The organism is Stenotrophomonas maltophilia group sp. SKK55, from assembly GCF_057179845.1.
In genome coordinates this window covers 214077-236498 of the sequence record NZ_JBXUHP010000001.1, presented here as the reverse complement: position 1 = coordinate 236498, position 22422 = coordinate 214077, and the positions used below count along the sequence as shown (strand labels likewise).

The following is a 22422-nucleotide window of genomic DNA, read 5'->3' as shown; positions in this document are numbered from 1 at the left end:
CCAATGAAACGACTTAGCTTCGCACGAATGCGCCATGGCCTGTATGTGATGGCGTTTGCATTCGCACTGTCTGCCCCCGCCTGGGCGCAGGACGCTGCCCTGGAACTGGCGCAGGCCCGGCAGGCGGTCGACAAGGCCACCCAGGCCGATGCCGACCAGTACGCCCCGGACCTGATCGGGCTGGCCCGGCAGGGGCTGGAGCAGGCCCAGCGCGCCGCCGGCGACCGCCGCGAGCGCAAGAACGCCCCGGCGATGGCCCTGCGCGCTGCCGCCGATGCCGACCTGGCCCGCGTCCGCAGTGAGGAAGCCACCGTCACCGCGCAGCTGCAGCTGCGCCGCAACGAGGTCAACCAGCTGCAACGCCAGCTGTCGACCGGGGAGGACCGCCGGTGAAGCCGATGACCGCCGCAACCCTGGCCGCGCTGCTGGCGCTGCCGACCCTGGCCACGGCCGCCGACAACCCGATGGTGGCGCAGCTGAGCCAGCGCCTGATGGCCATCCAGGCCAACCCCGATACCGCTGAGCTGGGCGCCTTCGAGCGCATGCAGGCGCAGCAGGCGATCGCCACCCTGGACAAGGCCAAGCGCCGCGACCAGGAGCTGGCCACCTATCTGGCCGAGCGCCGGGTGGAGATTGCCGAGACCGCCGTGCGCACCGCGCTGGCCGCGCGCGAGGTCGACCGCCTGGAGCGTACCCGCAGCGACCTGCTGATCGAGGCCAGCCGCCGCGATGCCGCCCGTGCCCGCCAGGAAGCCGAGCAGCTGCGCATGCAGGCGCAGATGCAGGCCGAGGAGGCCGAACGCCTGCGCCAGGCGGCCGAGGCCGAGACCCTGGCCCGCCAGGACGCCGAGAATGCCCTGACCAGCGTGGCCGGCAAGCAGCAGCAGCGGCTGAGCGCTGCCCAGCAGAACGCTGCCAGGCTGGCCCGCGAGGAAGCCGAGCTGGTGTCCGGGCAGAAGCTGCCCGGTTCGAAGTTCGACGCTCGCGGTGAGGTCTTCACCTTCGGGGGTGACGCGTTCGCCGCAGGTGCCTCCAGCCTGTCCGGCGGCGCGCGCAACCAGGCCAAGGCCCTGGCCGAGTACCTGAACATCGGCAAGAAGGGGCGCCTGCGCATCGAGGCCTACGACAGTGCCAACGGCGTGGGCCAGAAGCGTGCCGAAGCGCTGCGCGACGCCCTGGTCGCAGGTGGTGTCGCCAGCAACCGGATCCAGGTCAGCGGCAAGAAGGCTGCGTCCACCCGGGCGCGCTCGGCCGAGGTCATCATCGCGCCGTAATGCATTGATATTGTTTGTTTTTCGTTGTGATGAGCATTCAGCCTGAACCCCGCCCTGGCGGGGTTCGGTCTTTTTGTCGCAGGGGTCTTGTACCCCGCCCTGAGCAGGCGTAGGGTCAATCGTCCGGGACGCAATGCCGCGGACCGGACGATGGGAGGGCCGGGCCGATGCAAGCAGGGCGCGAACCGCAGCAGATCGACGTGCGCAGGCCAGTGCCGCAGGTCGTTGCAGACGTCCAGGTGGCCATCGGCCGGCACTCCTCCATGAACAACGCCCCGTGCCTTGCGGCCGGGGCGTTCGTGTATCTGTCGAAGGAGGTCCATCATGTTTGAAGATCAGCCCCAGAGCGAGATCGACGCCCGTCGCGCGCGTGATCCGGAGTTCAGGGCACTCCATGACCAGCACCGCAAGTTGAACAAGAAGTGCATGGACGCGGAGTTGGGTGTACTCCCGATCGATGATGTCACCCTGGGTCGCATGAAGCGTGAGAAGCTGCTGGCCAAGCAACGTCTTCTGCGAATGTACGAAACACCGCTCCCAACGACGTCCCCCACGCTTTGACGCACTCCGTCGCGCCCGGAACGGCGTGACCCGGCCATCGATGGCCCCGCCGGGCGCTCCTGCCCCGGCATCGCGGCACCGCCGATGAGGCGGCCGCGCCAAGGCACCACAGGCGGTGGTGCCTTGGCCTGCAGGCACCACTCACCGATGCGGGCGGTACCGGTCTCCTCGTCGATCCGGGGCCGCCCGCATCCCTTTACGGGGCCGGCGGGCGGCATCTCCGCGCCGACCTGACATTCAGCGCCATCCGTCGGATAATCATCGGTCCGGCCCTGCGTGGCGCGAATCGAAAGTCCTCCGAATGCCCATCCATTCTTCCGTCCTCGAACTCATCGGCCAGACCCCGATCGTCAAGGCCCAGCGCCTGGACACGGGCGTCTGCGAGCTTTACCTGAAGCTCGAGAGCGCCAACCCGGGCGGATCGATCAAGGATCGCATCGGCCTGTCGATGATCGAGGCGGCGGAGCAGCGGGGTGACCTGAAGCCGGGCGCAACCCTGGTCGAGGGTACCGCCGGCAACACCGGCCTGGGCCTGGCACTGGTGGCCCAGCAGAAGGGCTACAAGCTGATCCTGGTCGTTCCCGACAAGATGAGCCGCGAAAAGATCTTCAACCTGAAGGCGATGGGCGCCGAAGTGCGCCTGACCCGTTCGGACGTCGCCAAGGGCCATCCCGAGTACTACCAGGACCTGGCCAAGACCATCGCCGAGCAGACCCCGGGCGCCTATTTCATCAACCAGTTCGGCAACCCGGACAACCCGGCCGCGCATGAGTTCGGCACCGGCCCGGAGATCCTCGAGCAGATGGGCGGCGACCTCGACGCCATCGTGTTCGGCTGCGGCAGCTCCGGCACCATGACCGGCCTGTCGCGCGCGTTCGCCAAGCTGTCGCCGAAGACCGAGCTGGTGCTGGCCGATCCGGTCGGCTCGATCCTGGCCGAATACATCAACGATGGCGTGCTCAACGACAAGTCGGGCAGCTGGCTGGTGGAAGGCATCGGCGAGGACTTCCTGCCCTCGATCTCCGACTTCAGCCGTGTCAAGAAGGCTTATGCCATCAGCGATGCCGAGAGTTTCCACACCGCGCGCGAGCTGCTGGGCAAGGAAGGCATCCTCGGCGGTTCGTCCACCGGCACACTGCTGGCCGCGGCGCTGAAGTACTGCAAGGAGCAGACCACGCCGAAGAAGGTGCTGGTGCTGGTCTGCGATACCGGCAACAAGTACCTGTCCAAGATGTACAACGACTACTGGATGCTGGACAACGGCTTCCTGGAGCGCCCGCAGCATGGCGACCTGCGCGACCTGATCCTGCGTCCGTACGGCCAGCGCGACACGGTGGTGATCGGCCCGAACGACCTGTTGACCACCGCCTACCAGCGCATGAAGCTGTACGACGTGTCGCAGCTGCCGGTGATGGACGGTGACCAGCTGGTCGGCATCGTCGATGAAAGCGACGTGCTGCTGCATGTCTACGGCGACGAAGCGCGCTTCCGCGACACCGTGGCCACCGCGATGGTCAGCAAGCTGGACCGGCTGGACGTGAAGTCGCCGATCGAGGCCCTGCTGCCGGTGTTCGACCGCGGGCAGGTGGCGATCGTGATGGACGGTGACGCCTTCCTCGGCCTGATCACCCGCATCGACCTGCTGAACTATCTGCGCCGTCGCGTGCAGTAAGCCGCAGATCGCTGCCGTTCACCGCTGAATTCCGGTTTGTTCGCGTCAAAGCTCGTTAAGGCTGCGCTGATAGACTCCCGATCCTTTGACGGCGCCGCACGTCGGCGCCATTCAGGAAACGACATGTCCAACTCCTCTTCGCCCGATCGCGCGCTGGCCCTGGCCACGCTGGCCATCCACGGCGGCCAGTCGCCCGATCCCAGCACCGGCGCGGTGATGCCGCCGATCTACGCCACCTCGACCTATGCCCAGTCCAGCCCGGGCGAGCATCAGGGCTTCGAGTACTCGCGTACCCACAACCCGACGCGCTTTGCCTATGAGCGCTGCGTGGCCTCGCTGGAAGGCGGTACCTGCGGCTTTGCCTTCGCTTCGGGCATGGCGGCCAGCTCGACCGTGATCGAGCTGCTGGACGCCGGCAGCCACGTGGTGGCGATGGACGATATCTACGGCGGCAGCTTCCGCCTGTTCGAGCGCGTGCGCCGCCGCACTGCCGGGCTGGATTTCAGCTTCGTCGACCTGACCGATCTGGCGGCATTCGAAGCCTCCATCACGTCGAAGACGAAGATGGTCTGGATCGAGACCCCGACCAACCCGATGCTGAAGATCGTGGACATCGCTGCGGTGGCCGCCATCGCCAAGCGCCACGGCCTGATCGTGGTGGTCGACAACACCTTTGCCTCGCCGATGCTGCAGCGCCCGCTGGAGCTGGGCGCGGACCTGGTCCTGCATTCGGCCACCAAGTACCTCAACGGTCACTCGGACATGGTTGGTGGCATGGTCGTGGTCGGCGACAACGCGCCGCTGGCCGAGCAGATGGCGTTCCTGCAGAACTCGGTGGGTGGCGTGCAGGGGCCGTTCGACAGCTTCCTGGCCCTGCGCGGCCTGAAGACCCTGCCGCTGCGGATGAAGGCGCATTGTGCCAATGCGATGGCGCTGGCGCAGTGGCTGGACAAGCATCCAGCGGTGGAGAAAGTGATCTACCCGGGCCTGCCCTCGCACCCGCAGCATGAGCTGGCCAGCAAGCAGATGGCCGGTTACGGCGGCATCGTCTCGATCGTGCTCAAGGGCGGTTTCGAGGCGGCCAAGCGTTTCTGCGAGAAGACCGAGCTGTTCACCCTGGCCGAGTCGCTGGGCGGCGTGGAAAGCCTGGTCAACCATCCGGCGGTGATGACGCATGCCTCGATCCCGGTCGCACGCCGGGAGCAGCTGGGGATCAGTGATGCACTGGTGCGGCTGAGCGTGGGGGTGGAGGAACTGGGGGATCTGCAGGTGGATCTGGAAAGGGCGCTGGCCTGAGCCAGCCATCCGGGCGCCAGGTCCGCAACGTGCAGGTGACCGGGCGCCCATTGGCGCCCGGTTTGTTTCGTCGCTGGTCAGGACGCTACTCGCTGTTGGTCGCGGGAAGAATAGGAGTGATGCTGCCGTCTTCCTCAACGATGTGGGTAGCTGTTTCTATGCTGCCCCAACTGACGGTCGGTGCATAAAGCCTGGTGAGCCAACCTGCGCGTGAGTAACCCACCATCCAGCCTGGAACGATTTTCTCCGGCAGCTGAGTGTCGGCGATTGTTGCCCCTGCTGGCAGAAGGGCTACGTCATGCTGGTAGTTGGCGATGAAGGAACGCGCGGAATCACGGTCGGCATCCAGTGGGATATCACTGCGATGCCAGCCGAGGTTGATTGCGATGAGGGTTGCTACCGCAATTACAATGAGCCGCTGGAGTGCAGTTTGGCGGATGGCCGATACCGAAAGCGCAGAAACAATCAGGAGGAGAGTCGAGCCCTCCACACAGTAGCGCAGAGTCCCACCCGGGAAGCGCACCGCGCGCTCCCAGCCAATTGCGCCGGCGCTGGCTGCCAAATAAATGAACAGCGCGACCCAGGGGAACAGCAGGGCCGGGCGCTTGCGCACGGATGCCACAGCGAGGGGGAGGACCAGCGCAACACTGACGCTGCGTGGCCAGCCAAGCCCGTACGAACCGAGGCCGATGCTGCTTCCGATCGTGTAGTCGGCGGTCAGTTCCCAGATATAGGCGGCCAGCACCAGCGGTGAAGGGTGAGGCTGTATGGACGGCTCATGGAAGGCCTTGAGCAGCGCCAGGTAGGCCAGCGCGACGAAAATGGAAGGGATCAACGTCCATAGTGCGCTCAGGCTCGCGCGAAACCAATGCCGGCCCTGTTGGCTTTCGCGCAAGGCCAGAAAACCCCACAGCAGTGCTAATGAAAAAAGCGCTTTTGCGGTGAAAAGAAGAGATAACGCAAGCCACATGCTGATAAGGACCGCGCGTGCCGGGCTGTTCCCGCTCGCGCAGAACAACGCAGCGGAAATGGCGGCAAATGAGAACGTGGTGTGCACGGCCGCACTCCACCACATCGTGGCTTGCCCAGATTGTGGAAGCAGCACCAGCAGTGGGAGAGCAACTGCCAGCACCCAGGGGCGGCTCCCCAGTCGCAGTGCCGCCATGCCGAGCAGGGCGGTTGTGCCGGCTGTGACGACTGCCAACAGCATCTGGATTCGGGTGTAGTCCATCCCGAACAGCTCGAATGCCATCGCCTGCATCAGTCGATAGCCTGGAGCCATCTGACCGAAGACATCCCGCATCAGATACGCCCAGTTGAAACCTGTCTCTACGTAAACAGCAAAGTTCAGGAAGTCGTCGCCATAAAAAAAGAAACTCTGGGCACGCCACATGACCACAACGGCGTGAATCAGGGCGAACCCAAGAACAACGATCACCCCGGCGCGCGCCTTGAGCGAGAAGGGTGTTACGGGGTTGTCATGTCTCGACACCGCCATGGCTGCAGTCACTAGTATTTCCCCTTTCCATAAGGCAAAGCCGCGGAATAGGCTTGGCAAGCTGCCGTCTCCGCGTCTCGGTATTCAGGAAGGGTACAGCATGTCATTAACTCAGTGCGGCTTTACACCTCTTCGTTCTCGCCCTTCAGTCCGCGCCTGCAGGCTTGCTTGAGGGTGGGGCGATTCCGCCCCGGCCACAGGCGTGGGGACCAGGACGGTCAGCAAGTATGGTGGTTGTGCGGAAGCCTCATGCTTACCAAGTCCTTCAGCACGGCCAACCGGCTCAACAGACGACTGCCGCTTGCCGCCTACGCTCGCGCAGATGCTCTTCGCGTCTTCTTGCGAAGCACGTGCTGGAAGGTATGGGGGTGCCCGTCCACCTCAGCGCCACCTAGCGGGCGACGCTGCGGTAAATACGCGCGGCCAGGCGCGCAGCAGGTGCCGCGCCCGGAATCCGCAACAGGCGGTCGATGATGCGACCGAGCCTGCGGCCGATACGTTGGCCCGAGGTTCCCATCTCTGCCGCCACGGTGGCAGGGTGCTTGAGTGCATCAAGGTTGCGCAGCACCTTGGCGACCTGGGGCGCGTTAGCCAGGTTCATGGCCGAGGTCAGGGCTTCATGGACCTCCAGCGCGGAGCGGTGCCAGCCGTCGGCTTCGCCCTGGCGTCGTTCGTCGGTCCAGGCCGGCATCGCCTCCTGCAGCCGCTGCACCAGCTCACGCGTGGTTTCGTAGGCGTGGATGTTGGCCGAGGCGGTGATGTGTGCAGCCAGCTCCCGGTTCAGGCCGCTGTCGCGTACCAGGACCGGCCGACGATGGGCCAGTGCGTGCAGCACCGGGAAGCCGAAGCCTTCGTAATGGCTGGGGAACACCACGACGCGCGCATCGCGGTAGAACGAGCGGAAGGTGTCCTCATCGATGTTGCCGGCCTTGAACGACTGCACGTTGGCTGGCAATTCGACATCCTCGGGGTAGCCGATGGCGATGATCTTCTGGCCAGGAAGCGCAGTGGCCAGCGCGTCGGTCGTTGCCCGCACGAACTTGTGGGTGAAATGGTTGCCGATCACCAGGATGTGCGAACCCTCCGACTCGGTGGGCTCGTAGCTGGCGTAGTCGGCCGGATCCAGTGAATGCAGCGAAACCTGCTGCAGGGTCGAGCTGCCAATCGGGTAGCGCATGCGTATGCGATCAAGGGTGAACTGCGAGTTGGTGAACAACACGCTCATGTTCTCGAAGGCGAAACGCCACAGGCTTTCGTCGAAACCCAGCGCCAGGTAGCCGCAGTCGGTGGAAATGGTATCGAGCATGAAGATGCCGACGACCGGCGCGGTCTCGAACAGGTTCAGCAGGGTTTCCAGCTGGTAGGGCTGGCCAATGCGGACCACGGCGGCGACCCGGTTACGGTGGTCGCCGGGTTCCAGCCGGACGACTCCCGGCAGGCAATCCAGGCCGTGGAAAGCCCAGGCCTGTGCGCTGATGAAGACGCCGATGCGGGTGTCCTTGGGCCACGCACGCTGCGAGGCAGACAACAGCTTGACGCCCGACTCGAACGTGCCGTTGTGGAACGGCCCGAAGGACGAGAAGTCGAAGGCGATCGTTCGTTGCCCCTGCACCGGGTCCAGCGCCTCCAGCAGCCGTTCGGCACGGTACTCTGGCGATGTGAAGTAGCGATAGATGAGCGGGGCGTACTCCGGGTAGCGCTGGCGCAGCACTGCACCATTGATCTCCTCGCGCTCGGACCGTTGCTGGCCCGTGGTCGAGAATGACTGTTCACCCTGGTGCCAGACGAAGGCATGGTTGGCCAGCGCGGCCCGATAGCCTGCGCGGTTGGCGCGCATGATCAGGTCGTTCTCTTCGTTGTAGCCCTTGCCGTAGACCGTGTCGAAGATGCCGAACTCCGCCAACAGCGTGCCGCGGATCCACAGCGCGAAGCCGACGGCAGTGGGGATGAACGAGAAACGGGGCAGCCGGCGCGCAAGGGGCAGGAACCTGGCAAGCGCCTGCTCGACGGTCACATCGGCGTGTTCCATGGTGTAGGGCAGCGTGGCCAGCGTCGCGTTGTTGCTGCGCGGGCAGACGAAGCCGATCATCGGGTCGATCGCGGCCACAGCCAGGATCTCTTCGATGGCACCTGCGGTGACTTCGGTATCGGAGTTGAGCAGGAAGACGTCGGCACCTTCCTCGATGGCGAGCTGGAAGGCGCGGTTGCAGGTGCCGATGAACCCGAGGTTCTCCTCGTTTGACAGCGCATGCACCTCGACGCCGTCAAGACCTTCGGCGGCCGCTTTCTGCAGTGCTGCGCCCAGCGGAGCGTAGTCCGGGCTGTCGTTGTACAGCCAGACCGACGCGCCCGCACGCGCCAGTTCCCCAGCGACGCTGCGCAGGCCGCGCATGAACGGAGCTACCAACTGCTCGTTGCGGTAGAACGGGGCGACCACATGCAGCGGGCGCTGCACGCGTGCCTCAGCACGCGGCGGCAGCGGATGGCTGCGGTGGACGGTCGGAACGGCCGGTGCATCGGGCAGCATTTCCGGCAGGTACTGCGGCTTCTCCAGCAGCAGCGCCACTACGTCTTCCAGCGAAGTGATGCGCCGCATTCCTTCAATCACGTCCCCCTGCGCGCGTTCACGCGGCACCAGGAACAGACCGCATTCGGCATTGGCGCCGTGGAAGTTGTCCGGGCAGTTGTTGAAGTTGTCGGGATTGAAGGCCGGGTAGACCACTCCAAAGGCGGCGTAGTCCAGCTGTGCCACGGCGGCCAAGGTGGTCGCGGCGCCCTCCACCGAGTTGCATTCGGCAAAGACGACCGGGCGGCAGCGCTGCAGCGTCTCCATGGCACCGGTAAGCACCTGCGCTTCCATGCCCTCCACGTCAACCTTCAGCAGATCCAGGCGTGTCAGCTGCAAGGAGTCGAGGGTGACGATGCGCACCGTGTAGCCGCGGCCGGCATCGATCAGGCTCAGGCCGCCCTGGTTCTGGGCCTCCTCGGCCGAATCGTCGAGCGAGATCGAGCCCGGATGGTCGGATAGGCCGGCATTGTGGGCCGTGACCTGTCGGGTGAGTCCGTTGCGTTCGATGTTGCGTTGGAGGATGGCAAAGGCATTGCGACGCGGTTCGAATGCGTGGACATGTCCCAGGCTGCCGATGTTCCGGGCAAGGGCCACAGCATGGGTGCCGATGAAGGAGCCTACGTCGGCAACGACGCTTCCAGGCGCAATGAAGCGGCGAAGCAACGCCAGCTCGTTCTCGGCCCACTCTCCATACCAGCGCAGCGAATCGGCGATGACGGTGTCACCGGGGAGCGTTTCGAAAACGCCGTGACGTCCAGTAATGATGATCATGAGCGATGAGATGTACGGAACGACACTGCCAGCGGCTGCGCGCCGGAAATGCCGTGGACCAGTTGTGGGTTGAGGGCCGTCAGGACGATGGCATCGTGCAGCCAGTGGTGCTGCACGTGGTCATCGCCGGGGCCCTCGGCGAGTGCGATATCCAGGCTGTATTCGCCGCGGATCAGGCGAGGGAGGCGCATCTGGAACGTTACGGTGAAGACGCTTCCCTGCTCGACGGCGATGGCCTCATCGCGAAGGTAGCTGTCGGAGCTTTCGGCCACCAGGTACTGTCCCTTACGGTCCTTCAGCATGAAGCCGATGGCGGGATAGTCCAGGGCCTTGCCTGCCCGCGCGGTCACCACCAGGCGCACGTCGTCCTGCGAAGAGAACTCGGACACGATGTTGCCATCGACGTCGGTGAACACCGCGCTCTCGATGTGCGCGCCCCCTGCGCCGAAGCTGTCCACGTCCGGGCGGAAGGCGCCTGCATGGAAATGGGTCGCTTCCACGCTATCCGCATCGTAGCTGCCCTGGCTGAGGGCTGCGTTCGGCTTGGTCACAGCCGATTCCTGGCGGTCCGCATAGAGGTCGCGCAGATAGATGGCAGAGATCTCGCGTGCAGAACCGATATCGCACTGGTACTGCCCGTCCTGCCGTCGCAACAGCACGGCGGACGCACAGAGCGCGTTGACCGCGCCCATGTCATGGCTGACGAAGAGGAGGGTGCCACCGCCGCGCTGGAAGCCTGCAAGGAACCGCATGCACTTCTGCTGGAAGTAGGCATCGCCGACACTCAGCGCCTCGTCGATGATCAGAATGTCTGCATCCACGTGGGCAATGACGGCAAATGCCAAGCGCACGTACATGCCGCTGGAATACGTCTTGACCGGCTGGTTGATGAAATTGCCGATATCGGCGAAGGCGGCGATTTCGGCGAAGCGACGGGTCACCTCTTCCTTTCCCACGCCGTACAGCGACGCGGCAAGATAGACGTTCTCACGACCGGAGAATTCGGGGTTGAAGCCGGCGCCCAGCTCCAGCAGTGCCGCCACCCGTCCATTGACGGTGATCGCGCCTTCGGTGGGGGTCAGCGTGCCGCAGATCATCTGCAGCAGGGTCGACTTGCCGGCACCGTTGCGGCCGATGATGCCCACCGTCTCGCCACGATGGATGGTGAAGCCCACATCGCGCAGTGCCCAGAATTCCCGGTAGTACTGCCGGCGGCCCCGCCACAGCATCTGCATCAGCCGGTGCGTCGGCTTCTCATAGACGTTGAAGCACTTGCCCAGGCCCTGCACCTGGATGGCGATGTCAGAGCACATCGGCAAACCCCTTGCGTGTGCGCTGGAAGAAGGCAAAGCCCATGAAGAACACCGCCAGCGAGACCAGCAGGCAGGTCGGATAGACCACCGGGTCCAGCCCCTTGCCCCACATCAGGACATCGCGCATCTGCGCGACGATGGGCGCCAGTGGATTGATGTTCAGCACCGGCCGCAACGACGCCGGGATCGCATCGATCGGATAGAAGATGGGTGTCAGGAACATCACGGCGGTGGTGATGATCGCGGTGATCTGCGCGGTGTCGCGCAGGAACACACCCAACGCAGAGAGCAGCCAAGCAATGCCGGTCATGAACAGGATCATCGGGACCATCACCAGCGGCGCCAGCAGCGCGGTCATCGGCGGCAGACCGGTGGACACCAGGTAGAACAGCAGCCAGACCACCAGGTTCACCGCCAGGCTGAACATCGCGGTGAGCACGCTGACCCACGGCAGGACCTCCAGCGGGAATACCACCTTTTTCACGTAGTTGGCGTTGCCGACGATCAGGCCCGGGGCGCGGTTGAATACCTCGCTGAACAGGTTGAACACCAGCAGGCCGCTGAACAGCACCAGGGCGAATTCGGTGCGCGAACCGCTGCCGCCCGGCCAGCGGGCCTTGAAGACCTCGCTGAACACCAGCGTATAGATGGCGAGCATGAAGATCGGCTGCACGAGCGCCCACGCCAGTCCCAGCAAGGACCCGCGGTAACGGGCGGCGATTTCGCGCGCCGCCAGTGCGAGGACCAGTCGGCGGTTGTCGATCAGGGACCGGATCAGTTGGCCGGGGGAACTGGGGAAGGCTTCCATTCAACGAGGGCGAGGAGATTGACCAGATAGTCTACTGCGGGCGGGTGAGGCCCGCATGGAGGCCGTTCAGGCTTCACCCCGCCTTGCTGCGAGCAAAGGTGAAGTGCTTGTGCCCAAGATAGGCAGTGAAGATCGGCACGGCCACACCGACCAAGTGGGCGCTGAGTGGAATATCCAATGGCCAGTTGAGCAGTGGCAGCAACCAGCGCTTGAGCAGGACGCTGATGGCCAAGGTCTGCAGCAGGCTGATGGCATTAATGGCGATGAACCACGCTGCCTGCTGTCCGATGGGGCGATCCGAACCCTTGAAAACCAGAACCCGGTTCAGAATGAATGCCGTCAGCATGCCCAGCCCGTAGGCCAGACAGACGGCAACCTCGAAGGGCACAGCAAGGCTGAACAGGATACGGCTACCCACGTTGACCGCAGCCGCTGTGCCGCCACAGATGATGAACAGGAGGAACTGGCGGCTCATGCAGGGGTCCTTGGGGCGGAGATCCGCGGTTGTGCCGCGGCATAGGTCAACAGCATCAACACCAGTACCAGTGCCGCGTACAGCAGTCGGCCAGCACGTTCTTCGGCCCAGAGCCGCAGTGCGCTGAGGCCGCCGATCCTCGAAGGTGGCGTTACGGCGATCCAGGTATGCGTGTCGTTGTCGACGAGGTGCAACCGGTAGTCGTCGGCCGGGAGCTGCACGACGCGCGTGCGCCAGCGTTCGCCCTGGACGCCTTCGCGCACCAGGTCGACGCTATGGTGGCTGCCTTCCAGGCGTGCCCCCACCACAGGCATGCCTGCGCCCGCGTGCCGATAGGCGATCCAGCCGCCGTCGGTGCTGACCGCGGCACTGCGGCAGTCGGCCTGGTTGGCGTCGCCGGTGCCCGGTGCGTAGGTGCCGACCGCATAGGGCAGTACCGGAAGCGTGGTGTAGGCACCGAAGGAGCTGATTCCGTTGCAGGCCTCCACCGAGAACGGCAGTGGCCGGCGAATCTCCAGCGGCATCATGTCCGCCGCGTCATCGGCCGCCAGGACCTTGGCGATGCGTTCGGGATCTGGATAGGGGAACCGTCCCGGTGCCGCGCGCAGGGCCTCCAGGTCACCATCGCGCAGGTAGTCGGACAGCAGGCGTTCCTGCCGGGCACCCGCCGCCGAGCGCTCTTCCATGCTGGCCTGTGCCATGACCAGGCTCGGTTGCATGGACAGCGCGGTCCAGCCGATGAAGACTGCCGGCACGGTGCCGCGCACCCAGGCAGGCCAGCGGCTGGCGCTGCGGAAGCTGGCGTAAAGGACCAGCCACAGGTTGTTGATCACGCCGATCGTCAGCAGGTCGGTGTAGCGCGACGACACGGCGTGTTCCACTTCGATTCCGCGGGAGTAGGCCATGGCCACGGCCTGCACCAGTACCCAGCCGGCAATGGCGAAGGCGAAGCGCTCCCCGCGCGGCACGCTGGACCGGTTGAAGATCCGTCGCAGCATCAGGACCGAAAGCGCGGCCGTCGGCAACCACAGCACTACCACGCTGATCCAGAGGGGGCGCAATGGCCAGGCCAGGGTGTTCTTCAGCGCCTGCATGAACTGCGCAGCGGAGTGCGCATGGAACGTGTCGCCATGTGGTGCCTGCGGCATCATCAGCAGGCCTGCCACCGCCACCACCATCAGCAGTGCAAGGGCAAGTCCCCCCTGGCGGCGGTCCACGTCGCCGGACAGCAGGCGGTAAATCAGCAGGCCCGCAGCGGCGGCGGCGGCGAACACGCCAGAGGCCATCGTGAACAGTGCCAGCCCGGCGCAGGCCACCATGACGATGATGCGAGTGCGGCCGAGGACGTCGGCCGACGCCAGCCAGGCCGTCACCACTGACAGTAGCGCCAGGATGAAGAACTGGTTCTGGAACCCGGCGATCAGGTTCTCCCAGCCCAAGGGCGAAGCGGCCAGCGCGAAGGTTCCAAGCGCCAGCAGCGGACGCGCCGCGGCTGGCAGGGTGCGCATGCCGGCCCAGGCCATCGCACCGATGGCGGCTGCATGGGGGAGTACGTTGAACAGCATCTCCACCTTGGCGTCGAACTGGTTGCCGTTGAGGGCGAACAAACCCAACGAGATCAGCCGGGTGAACAGGATGCGATGCTCATTATGCGCAGCGAAGAAGTGGCCGATGTCCAGTTCACCGCGCAGGTACGGCAGCAGCAGATTGTCGAATTCCGCGTCCCATTGGTCCCAGAACGGGCTGCTGCTGCCATGGGTCAGGACCAGGTAGGTGCGCACCGCGATCATCGATACCAGCAGGGCCGTCAACAGGAACACCGGATCCAGCGGCTGCATCCATCCGGTCAGCCGCGCACGGGCGGCGCCTACCCAGCCCTTCATCAGCGCAGTGCCTCGTCCACCAGTGCCTGGGCGGTGTTGATGCTCTCGTTGATCGAGCGGTCTTCCGGGTAGTAGTAGGCAGTGTCGGCCATGAAGAAGCCCTGCACCGGCGTGCGCATCGACGGCAGCATGTCCTGGAAGCCCGGCGGGCAGATCGTCTGCGCGAACTCATAGCGATGGCAGTGCGAAGCCAGGACCCAGTCACGCTTGAAGGCCGGGTTGATCCGGGCCAGGTAGCCCAGCACTTCCTCGATCAGCTCGGCGTTGGATCGCTGCCACTTCGGGTGGGTCTTGGGCATGTAGTACGGTGCGTACAGGATCTTCTGGCCCGGATCGTGGCCCGGGTTGAGGTTGCTGTACTCGATCACGCCCGGGATCTCGATGCCTGGGTCGCTGATGTTCATCCAGAAGTTCTCGCTCACCGCATGCTTGAGCTTGAGGATGACGCAGGCCACTGGAATGTTCTGCACCGCCGCAACCTTGTCGCGGAAATCAGCCGGCAGGCCCGGCACCAGGGCCGGCACGTACTGGATCGGCGCGGTGGAGATCACGGCATCGTATGCAGTGAACTCGCCGCCGATCGAGACGCCGGTGACCTTGCCGTTCTCGGAGACCACTTCATTGATGCCACGGGACAGTTCGATGCGGCCACCACGGGTCTGGATGTCCTGCACCATGCGTTCCAGCAGCGTCATCGAGCCACCTTCCAGGTAGCCCATGCTCTCGTTCATCAGGTTGCGGCGGGACAGCGCCACGCGCTTGATGCGCGTGCCGATCCAGCTGGCCGACAGGTTGTCCTTGAACTCGAAGAACTTCAGGCGGAAGGCATCCTTCCACATCACGTCATAGGCCTTCTGGCCGACCCAGCGCCGGATCCATGCGCCGGCCTCTTCCTTGTCCAGCGCCGTCCAGTCCTTGATGCCCTTGGTGTACATCACGTGCAGCGCATAGCGGAACTTGCTGATCGGCCCAAGGTGGGGGAAGGCCAGTAGTGCAAACGGATTGCCCCACTTGTAGAGCTTTCCCTTGTAGAAATAGCCCATCTTGGTGTCGGTCCAGCGCAGCGCCTTGGACAGGCCATAGCGCTCCAGCAGCGCGAAGAGCGGATAGTCGGTCTTGCAGATGAAGTGGTAGTAGCGTTCGATCGACAGCCCATCGAAATCGAAATTGGCCGACATGCCGCCAATGCGGTCGTCACGCTCGTAGATCGTGACGGAATGGCCCTGGTCGAGGAGTTTCACGGCGGCCATCAGGCCCATGGGGCCTGCGCCGATGATGGCATAGTTTTTCATGTAACTCCTTGAATTTATTTCACTATCAGCAGGTGCTGGGGCGACTGGCAGGGTGGGGGGCATGATGGCCCGTGCGCAGGGGGATGCATTGTCGGCAGGCACTATGCCGCAAGTCTGCGAGGGAATCACGTCTGCCGGTCAGGGCAGTTGGTGCTGTTGTCCACGCTTCTGGTTGAAACAAACGAGGCTGCCAGCAGGGCGCCAGCCAGCAGCAGGGTTCCGCCGACGTAGGCCATTTGAAGACCCGGCAGGAATGTACGGTCAAGAGCGTAGATCGACAGTGCAGCAATGACATTGGCCGCACAGGCCGCATGGAAGAGTGGACGCATCGTCTTCCAGGTCGCCAGGAGTATCGACAATTGCAATAGGACTACTGCGGCGTATGACCCTTGATGGATGTTTGCCGATCCTCCCTGGAACAACAGGATCGCGCAGATGAGAAACGTGATCGTAGCCGTAGCCAGTGCCTGGAAAAGCGGCTTGTGAATCGACTCCGGTTGCTGTTGCCGCCTTTTGCGCCACATCATCAACGCAATGCATGGAAGCAGCAGCAATGGGGAGGTGAACCACATCGCGTGGAACGTGTGGAAGAAGCTTTCCTCCACGAAATGGGATCTTGCTGAAGGGGCCCCGCCGAATATGACCTGCAGGGATTCGTAAGGTGCGGTAAACGCACCTGCGGTGATTTCCTTGACGTTTTCCAGGCGGGCCAGAAGCCACGTTGAAGGCGTGAGCTGGCCATATGCACTGGTCAGAGCCTGCATCGTGCCCTCGTCGCTAACCGGAATCTTTCCGGCAAAGTGCCACTTGATCAGCCGGTTGCCAGGTGGGTCGATCAGTCTCTGGTAGGCGATCCAAGGCAGGTAAATGAGAGCCGAAAGGGCACCGGCCCGGAGCAGCATGGACACGCTCCGGCGTCGATACCACGCCAGATGGAGGAGTGAGGTACCTGCAAGAAAGAACAGTGCGCCGCCATGGGACAGCAGCGCGAGCGCGGCTGCGACACCTGCCTGGCCCCAGCGGGTGGGCGTGACTCTTCCGGGGAACAAAGCCATGTAATAAATGAGGCAGAACGCTGCCGACAGCAGTTTGGGCCAGACCATCAGCGTATTGAGTAGAACCAGCGCGGACAGGCAAAGAGTGAAGAGTGCAATTGCGCGGCTGCGACGATCACTGATCAGCGTCAGCAGGCAGCCCAGCGGCACCAGCACGAGCGTCTGTGCCCATGTGGCTATGCCCTGATAGAGCAGCCCACGGCTTTCTGGAAGGAGTCCGCGAATCATCAGGTAGAGCCCGGCTTGCAGGGGAGGCCTATCGCTGCTGAGCCAATCGCCAGCCATTGGGCTGACCAGGTGGCCATCTGCAAGCATGTCGCCAAACATCAGAGGCAACCACCCATCCATCGCCAGTGGGAACCAGCGCTTGGCAGGCTCATCCCATTCATGACCCTGCCAATGGAACGGGAACAGGCCGATCCAAAGTACAAAGCATGCCAGCAGCACCCCCGGGAGAAGAATTCTTTGGACGCCCGTCACGTCTGCCGCGGACAGTCTGTGGCCGATCCTCGACATCAGCGCAAAGGGCAACGGCAGCAGAAGGGCGGCCAGTGAAACTATCGCTCCAGCTTGCACCGATACCACGTACGCACAGAAAACCATGAACCAAACACAGCCTGCGACCAGCAACCCCAACACGACCCGTTCGCTTGGTGTGCCGCGAACGGGCATGGCCAGTGACAGTGCAACCAGCCACACATTGCCGACGATCACGCCGACCAGCATGGGCCATGCACCAGCAATTGAGGCGATTGCTGGGTTGGACGTGGAGGCGCCCATCCCGGCCCAGCCGAAGGTTGATGAGGTCTGGTCCTGCAGGCGGATCCGGAATCCCGTGAGCGAAACTGCAGGAGGAATGTCAAACGCTTTGCGCTCCCAGTGTTCAGCCGGGTTGGAGAACGTGGTCAATGGAACTTCACGTCCCTCCGGGGAGACCGCACTGAGCGACATGCCCGGATTGGCGGGATAGCCGGTGAGCATGAACTCTACGCGCTGGGTACCTGCCGGATAGAAGCCTGAAGTGATCGAGCCGATCCACCCATCGCCTCCTTCACAATATGAAATCCGGCCCTCAAGCGACGGGGTTGCCGGCAGGAAGGTGGAGCTTGAGGGAGGACAGCCACCTTCTGTTTGCAGCGCGGGATCGACGTATGAGCTACAGCCGCCCAGGATCAGGAAGCAAGCGAAAAGCAGCGCGACCAGCACGCGAGTGAGCAAGGCTGAAGCGCCGTGGGACTTATGACGCACGACCCTTGGCAGTCGCATTGAACCAGGCATGGAGAGTCGACTTCCTCGTTGAATGGCTGTGCTGGCCTTTACCGTCTTCCTCTGAAGCAGGTAGTGCCGTATCTCCCCGTGGGAGACGGTGGGCGCCTATACCAGCAATGACGCGCTTGCCTGACTCGATTGGAATTGAGGCTGCGGATAGGCATTCAGCAGAATTGATCATCCCTGGGCAGAGTGAGGTCCGTGGCTCAGCGCTGCAGCACGATGCGCGAGTACCTGGGATCGGTATAGCTTTCGCGAATCGCTTCTTCAAACGGCGTCTGCTTCACCCCGAAAACGGCCTCGGTGTCGATGCCCTTGAAGTCATCGCCGGCACTGAGTGCCTTCAGCTGGTCGGCGGTGAAGGGCGGTTTGCTGCTGAACAGGCTGTAGACCTTCAGCAGGAAGCCAAAGAAGCCGATCGGGATGTGCACGATCACCGTATGCAGCTTCTTGACCCGTTTGATGGTGCGGATGATGTCCACGTAATCCACGCGCGTATCGCCGACGATGTCGAAGACCTCGCCGTCCGGTTCGGTTTCGATGCACTTGGCGATGCAGCGGCAGAAGTCGCGTTCATACAGGGGCTGGCGCATGAACCTGCCATCGCCCGGGATCGGGAATACGGGCGTGCGTGCCATGAAACGCGACAGCCAACCCAGGTGCTTGGGGTCGAACCAGCCGAACATCAGCGTCGGGCGCAGCACGCAGTGGCGCTGGCCGCTGGCCACCACCATTTCTTCCTGTTCGCGCTTGGTATTGGTGTAATCGTCCTTGGCGACCGAATTCACCACCGACGAGCTGATGTGCACCATGTACGGCACAGCCGCGTCCTGGGTCGCCTTCAACACATGGCCGGTGGCGGTGATGTTGTTGCGCACGAACAGATCGGTGGTCTTGCCGGTGATCTGTGCATGCAGCTGCACCACGCAGGCGGCGCCGTTGAACTCGGTCGCCCATGCGCCAGGTTCAGCCAGGTCGGCTTTCACCACGCGGACATCCGGATGCAGGCCGTGCAGGATGTCCAGGTTGTGGGCATGCTTGTCGATGGCCACCAGCTGGGTGTAGCCCTGCTGCTTGAGCTCGACGATCAGGTTCTGCCCCACCAGGCCGGCGGCACCGGTGATGACGATCTTGGCGTGCTTGTCAGTCATGTCAGAGCTTGATCCTGCGGAAGACGAATTCGGGAATGTTCTTGATGATCATCATGATGGCCCACCAGAAGCCGGGCAGGTAGGCAACGGCCTTGCGCTTGCCGATCGCCTTGAGGATGCCGGCGGCGACCTTGTCCGGTGTCGCCCACAGGGCGCCCTTCTTGAACGCTGCGGTCATCGGCGTATCGACGAAGCCGGGCTTGATGACCAGCACGTTGATGCCACCCGGACGCAGGCGCTGACCCAGGCCGCTCAGGTAGGCGGTGACCGCTGCCTTGGCGCTGCCGTACAGATAGTTGCTGGCTCGGCCACGGTCACCGGCCACCGAGGAGATGACCGCCAGGCTGGCCCCGGACTGCAGGCGCTGCGCCAGCGCGGCGGAAAGCGCGATGGTCGAGGTGCCGTTGGTGGCGAATTCCTGCAGCGACAGCTCGACCGATGCATCGCAGGCTGCCTGGTCAGGCAGCGTGCCGTGGGCGATCAGCACTGTATCCACGCCGCCCAGAGCCGACCAGGCATTGTCCAGCAGCATGCCGTGCGCGGACAGGTCGTTCACGTCCAGTACGCCGGTATGCACGTGCTGGGCACCACGTACGCGCAGGTCGGCGGCAATGGCGTCCAGCTTGCCGGCACTGCGGCCCACCAGGTAAAGCGCGGCGGCACGTGTGGCGTACAGGCGCGCAACGGATTCGGCGATGGCCGACGTAGCGCCGATGATCAGGATCTTCTGCATGGTTACTCCATCACCCGGCGCCAGAAGCCGGATGAGAATCGGGGGTCGATGAAGCGGGAGAAGGCTTCCCAGGCCGGGTAGGCCTGGCGGAACAAGGCCCCGGACATGCGGGCGTCCTTGGCCGGATACACGGCGCCACCCGCCTCGCTGACGATGCGATCAAGCCGGTCGAGCATCTTCAGCAGATCCGGTCCGTCATTGGGAAAATCCAGGGCCAGCGTTGTGCCAGGGCGCGGGAAGGACAACATGCCCGGTGAGGGGCGGTCGCCGAACTCCTTCAGCACGGCCAGGAACGAGCCACGGCCGCTGCGGGCGATTTCTGCCAGCAGCGCCGCCGTTGCATCGCGGGCGTGTTCCGGCGGAAGCACGCACTGGTGTTGCAGGAAGCCGCGCGGGCCATACATGCGGTTCCAGTGGTTGATGCCGTCCAGCGGATAGAAATAGCTCTGGTAGTGCGCTACGTGGCGGGTCCGGCGTGCCGGCTGGCGCCAGTAGTACAGCGTGTTGAACGGACGCAGGGTGAGCGGATTGACCAGCGATACTGGCGGCACGATGGGCATGCTGCGGCGAGGGGCCGAACTGGGCGTGGCCGCCTGCGCATCCCCAGGGGCATGGTCACCACGCAGGAAATGGCCGCGGCCGAGGTTTGCGCCCTTGGCCAGGCAATCGATCCAGGCCACCGTGTATTCAAACCCTTCGGCGGAGTCGCGCGAAAGCTCGAAGAACTCAGCGAGATTGCCGAAACGGATCGACTCGGTTTCGATCCATGGGCCGGGTACCCGACGAAGCTGCAGCTCGACCCAGGTGATGAAGCCGGTCAAGCCAAGCCCACCTGCGGTGGCTGCGAACAGGCCACTGCTGTCGTTTGGCGTGAGCTGCTGCCGTGAACCATCGCTGCGCAGCAGCTCGAGGCGCAGCACGTGGTGGCAGAACGTACCTGCGCGATGGTGGTTCTTGCCGTGCACGTCGTTGCCGATCGCACCGCCCACGGTGGCGTAGCGGGTGCCCGGGGTGACTGGCAGGAACCAGCCACGCGGCAGCGCGATGTCCAGGATGTCGGCGAGCGTCACCCCTGCCTCGCAACGCACGATGCCGGTGGCTGTGTCGAAATCGATGAAGCGGTCCAGGGCACGGCTGGTCAGCAGCGTGGCGCCTGGGTTGAGGCAGCTGTCGCCGTAACTGCGGCCATTGCCATGACCCAGGACGCTGCCACCATCGACCGGTAGCGGCAGCGTGCCATCGCGGTCGAGCACCGGGAGGATCCGTTGCTCAACGTGCGGATAGCGTCCCCAGGACTGGCCGATCATTCCACTCATATCGCCAGCAGGACGATCAGCACGCAGAGGCCGATGACAATCTGGCTGCCGCGGTCCATCGCTGCGAATACGATCGGATCGTCATGCATGTCGCCACGATGGGAGACGATCCACATGCGGCTGATCCAGTACAGCAGGATCGGGCACAACAGCCACAGCAGCTTGGGATTGGTGTACAGCTCCAGGCTTTCGGGACTGTTGATGTACAGCGCGAAGACCGCGACGCCGATGTAGCCGGCGGCCGCGCCCAGCGACTGCACCAGCGGCAGGTCGGCCACCGAATAGCCACGGCCGATTGCCATTTCCTTGCCGCTGGCCAGTGCCGAGGCCAGTTCGGTGTAGCGCTTGAGCATGGCCAGGCTGAGAAACACGAACATCGAGAACGCCAGCAACCAGAACGACAGCTCGGAGTTGATCGCCACCGCGCCACCGATGATGCGCACGGTGTAAAGCGCCGCCAGCATCACTACGTCGATCATTACAATGCGCTTGAGCTTGAGCGAGTAGCTCAGGGTCATCACGTAGTAGCACAGCAGCACGCCGGCAAAGGCCGGGCTGCAGGCCAGCGCCAGGGCGAAGCCGGCCAGGGTGATCAACGGCGCCAGCAGTAGGCCATGCAGTAGTGGCAGCGTGCCCGCGGCAAACGGGCGCTTGCGCTTGCGCGGGTGCATGCGGTCGGGGGTCAAGTCCAGCAGATCGTTGAGCAGGTACACGCCGGATGCGCACAGGCCGAATGCCAGGAAGGCCACCCCCGCATCAATGATCGAGGTGAGATCGAAGAAGCGGTGGGCAGTCAGCAACGGCACCAGCACCAGCAGGTTCTTCAGCCACTGGTAGACGCGCAGCGCCTTGATCCACGTGATAAGGCCGCCGTTCTGCGAGGGCAGGTGGGCGAGCACTTCGGTCTGCTTCGCGGCGGCCCTGGCCAGCCCGGCCCCATTGTTTACTACGATCGCGCCGCCGGCATGGGCCCAGACCTTCAGGTCGACCGTGCCGTTGCCCATGTAATCGAAGCCTCGTTCGCCAAAGCGCGCTGCTAGTGCCTGGCCCTTGTTGCTGCCGGACAGGTTGGTCTGGCCATCGCTGGCCATCACCTCCTCAAACAGCTCAAGGTGGTCGGCAATGGGCTGTACCAGCAGCCGGTCGGAGGCCGTGCACAGTACTCGCGGGCGCTGGGTGGTCGTACGCAGGATCTCCAGGACCCGCTCGTCATAGGGCAGGGTCTCGGCGGGCAGGTGCACGCGCGAGGCCAGCTGGCGCTTTACGTAGGCCTTGCCACGCAGCAACCAGAACGGCACCAGGAACAGGTATAGCGGGTTGTGGGCCAGCAGGGCCAGCAACGATTCGTACAGGATGTCCGAGCGGAGCAGGGTGCCATCCAGATCGACGCACAGGGCACGTGATGAGGTCACAGCGGACGTGCCTCTTCGCAGAAAATGGCGTGATGCTGCATATACTTCCTTTTCCACACGGTTGAATTCACCCT

17 protein-coding genes are annotated in these 22422 nt (G+C 64.0%); 5 read left to right on the top strand and 12 right to left on the bottom strand.

Translation table 11 applies throughout. From position 1 onward, the window contains the following. Positions 1-27: 27 nt before the first annotated feature. The 5 genes from AC2A1N_RS00990 (at position 28) to AC2A1N_RS00970 (ending at position 4803) form a co-directional block, all read left to right on the top strand. Complete coding sequence (locus AC2A1N_RS00990; protein ID WP_005415160.1) at positions 28-393, top strand: DUF4398 domain-containing protein; 366 nt, start codon at positions 28-30, stop codon at positions 391-393. Beyond that, complete coding sequence (locus AC2A1N_RS00985) at positions 390-1274, top strand: OmpA family protein (protein WP_080375071.1); 885 nt, start codon at positions 390-392, stop codon at positions 1272-1274. Before AC2A1N_RS00990 ends, AC2A1N_RS00985 begins: the two co-directional genes overlap by 4 nt. 324 nt (positions 1275-1598) lie before the next feature. Continuing rightward, positions 1599-1835: an HP1242/YdcH family protein gene (locus AC2A1N_RS00980; RefSeq protein WP_005407964.1), complete on the top strand. Its 237-nt coding sequence runs from the start codon at positions 1599-1601 to the stop codon at positions 1833-1835. Positions 1836-2136: 301 nt separating this feature from the next. Next, positions 2137-3507 carry a pyridoxal-phosphate dependent enzyme gene (locus tag AC2A1N_RS00975; protein ID WP_061480474.1) on the top strand — a complete coding sequence of 457 codons (1371 nt, stop codon included), beginning with the start codon at positions 2137-2139 and terminating at the stop codon, positions 3505-3507. Positions 3508-3630: 123 nt separating this feature from the next. Further along, positions 3631-4803, top strand: a complete 1173-nt coding sequence (locus tag AC2A1N_RS00970) for a cystathionine gamma-synthase (RefSeq protein ID WP_242893231.1) — start codon at positions 3631-3633, stop codon at positions 4801-4803. An 85-nt stretch (positions 4804-4888) separates the two neighbouring features. On the opposite strand, the gene AC2A1N_RS00965 is transcribed toward AC2A1N_RS00970, so the two are convergent. From AC2A1N_RS00965 to AC2A1N_RS00910, 12 genes are all read right to left on the bottom strand, one after another. Beyond that, a complete protein-coding gene (locus tag AC2A1N_RS00965; RefSeq protein ID WP_242893229.1) occupies positions 4889-6313 on the bottom strand; it encodes a hypothetical protein in 1425 nt (474 codons plus the stop codon). A 379-nt stretch (positions 6314-6692) separates the two neighbouring features. Further along, on the bottom strand, positions 6693-9641 hold the full coding sequence (locus AC2A1N_RS00960) for an FkbM family methyltransferase (RefSeq protein WP_242893225.1): 2949 nt from the start codon (positions 9639-9641) through the stop codon (positions 6693-6695). After that, positions 9638-10954 (bottom strand): ABC transporter ATP-binding protein, encoded by a 1317-nt coding sequence (locus AC2A1N_RS00955; protein WP_242893220.1) that lies wholly within the window; start codon positions 10952-10954, stop codon positions 9638-9640. Before AC2A1N_RS00955 ends, AC2A1N_RS00960 begins: the two co-directional genes overlap by 4 nt. Continuing rightward, a complete protein-coding gene (locus AC2A1N_RS00950) occupies positions 10944-11762 on the bottom strand; it encodes an ABC transporter permease (protein ID WP_242893217.1) in 819 nt (272 codons plus the stop codon). Before AC2A1N_RS00950 ends, AC2A1N_RS00955 begins: the two co-directional genes overlap by 11 nt. Positions 11763-11835: 73 nt before the next feature. Further along, positions 11836-12237 carry a GtrA family protein gene (locus tag AC2A1N_RS00945; protein ID WP_180866736.1) on the bottom strand — a complete coding sequence of 134 codons (402 nt, stop codon included), beginning with the start codon at positions 12235-12237 and terminating at the stop codon, positions 11836-11838. Next, complete coding sequence (locus AC2A1N_RS00940; protein WP_242893214.1) at positions 12234-14120, bottom strand: hypothetical protein; 1887 nt, start codon at positions 14118-14120, stop codon at positions 12234-12236. Before AC2A1N_RS00940 ends, AC2A1N_RS00945 begins: the two co-directional genes overlap by 4 nt. After that, complete coding sequence (locus AC2A1N_RS00935; RefSeq protein WP_242893211.1) at positions 14120-15412, bottom strand: NAD(P)/FAD-dependent oxidoreductase; 1293 nt, start codon at positions 15410-15412, stop codon at positions 14120-14122. Before AC2A1N_RS00935 ends, AC2A1N_RS00940 begins: the two co-directional genes overlap by 1 nt. Positions 15413-15537: 125 nt before the next feature. Beyond that, positions 15538-17673, bottom strand: coding sequence for a hypothetical protein (locus AC2A1N_RS00930; RefSeq protein WP_242893208.1), 2136 nt, complete (start codon positions 17671-17673; stop codon positions 15538-15540). Between the two features lie 269 nt (positions 17674-17942). Further along, positions 17943-18887, bottom strand: coding sequence for an NAD-dependent epimerase/dehydratase family protein (locus tag AC2A1N_RS00925; RefSeq protein ID WP_242893205.1), 945 nt, complete (start codon positions 18885-18887; stop codon positions 17943-17945). A gap of 1 nt (position 18888) precedes the next feature. Continuing rightward, on the bottom strand, positions 18889-19620 hold the full coding sequence (locus AC2A1N_RS00920) for an SDR family oxidoreductase (protein WP_242893202.1): 732 nt from the start codon (positions 19618-19620) through the stop codon (positions 18889-18891). Positions 19621-19622: 2 nt separating this feature from the next. After that, entirely contained in the window at positions 19623-20936 is a 1314-nt protein-coding gene (locus AC2A1N_RS00915) for an FAD-binding oxidoreductase (protein WP_242893199.1), read from the bottom strand. After that, positions 20933-22330: a UbiA family prenyltransferase gene (locus AC2A1N_RS00910; RefSeq protein ID WP_242893249.1), complete on the bottom strand. Its 1398-nt coding sequence runs from the start codon at positions 22328-22330 to the stop codon at positions 20933-20935. The genes AC2A1N_RS00915 and AC2A1N_RS00910 overlap by 4 nt, the downstream gene beginning before the upstream one ends. Positions 22331-22422: the final 92 nt, after the last annotated feature.

Excerpts from the sequence above, each read along its gene's own strand:
- AC2A1N_RS00970 (WP_242893231.1), top strand. The coding sequence starts at position 3,631 with ATGTCCAACTCCTCTTCGCCCGATCGCGCGCTGGCCCTGGCCACGCTG.
- AC2A1N_RS00975 (WP_061480474.1), top strand. The coding sequence starts at position 2,137 with ATGCCCATCCATTCTTCCGTCCTCGAACTCATCGGCCAGACCCCGATC.
- AC2A1N_RS00990 (WP_005415160.1), top strand. The coding sequence starts at position 28 with ATGCGCCATGGCCTGTATGTGATGGCGTTTGCATTCGCACTGTCTGCC.
- AC2A1N_RS00960 (WP_242893225.1), bottom strand. The coding sequence starts at position 9,641 with ATGATCATCATTACTGGACGTCACGGCGTTTTCGAAACGCTCCCCGGT.
- AC2A1N_RS00935 (WP_242893211.1), bottom strand. The coding sequence starts at position 15,412 with ATGAAAAACTATGCCATCATCGGCGCAGGCCCCATGGGCCTGATGGCC.
- AC2A1N_RS00980 (WP_005407964.1), top strand. The coding sequence starts at position 1,599 with ATGTTTGAAGATCAGCCCCAGAGCGAGATCGACGCCCGTCGCGCGCGT.
- AC2A1N_RS00925 (WP_242893205.1), bottom strand. The coding sequence starts at position 18,887 with ATGACTGACAAGCACGCCAAGATCGTCATCACCGGTGCCGCCGGCCTG.
- AC2A1N_RS00945 (WP_180866736.1), bottom strand. The coding sequence starts at position 12,237 with ATGAGCCGCCAGTTCCTCCTGTTCATCATCTGTGGCGGCACAGCGGCT.
- AC2A1N_RS00940 (WP_242893214.1), bottom strand. The coding sequence starts at position 14,120 with ATGAAGGGCTGGGTAGGCGCCGCCCGTGCGCGGCTGACCGGATGGATG.
- AC2A1N_RS00915 (WP_242893199.1), bottom strand. The coding sequence starts at position 20,936 with ATGAGTGGAATGATCGGCCAGTCCTGGGGACGCTATCCGCACGTTGAG.
- AC2A1N_RS00950 (WP_242893217.1), bottom strand. The coding sequence starts at position 11,762 with ATGGAAGCCTTCCCCAGTTCCCCCGGCCAACTGATCCGGTCCCTGATC.
- AC2A1N_RS00955 (WP_242893220.1), bottom strand. The coding sequence starts at position 10,954 with ATGTGCTCTGACATCGCCATCCAGGTGCAGGGCCTGGGCAAGTGCTTC.
- AC2A1N_RS00920 (WP_242893202.1), bottom strand. The coding sequence starts at position 19,620 with ATGCAGAAGATCCTGATCATCGGCGCTACGTCGGCCATCGCCGAATCC.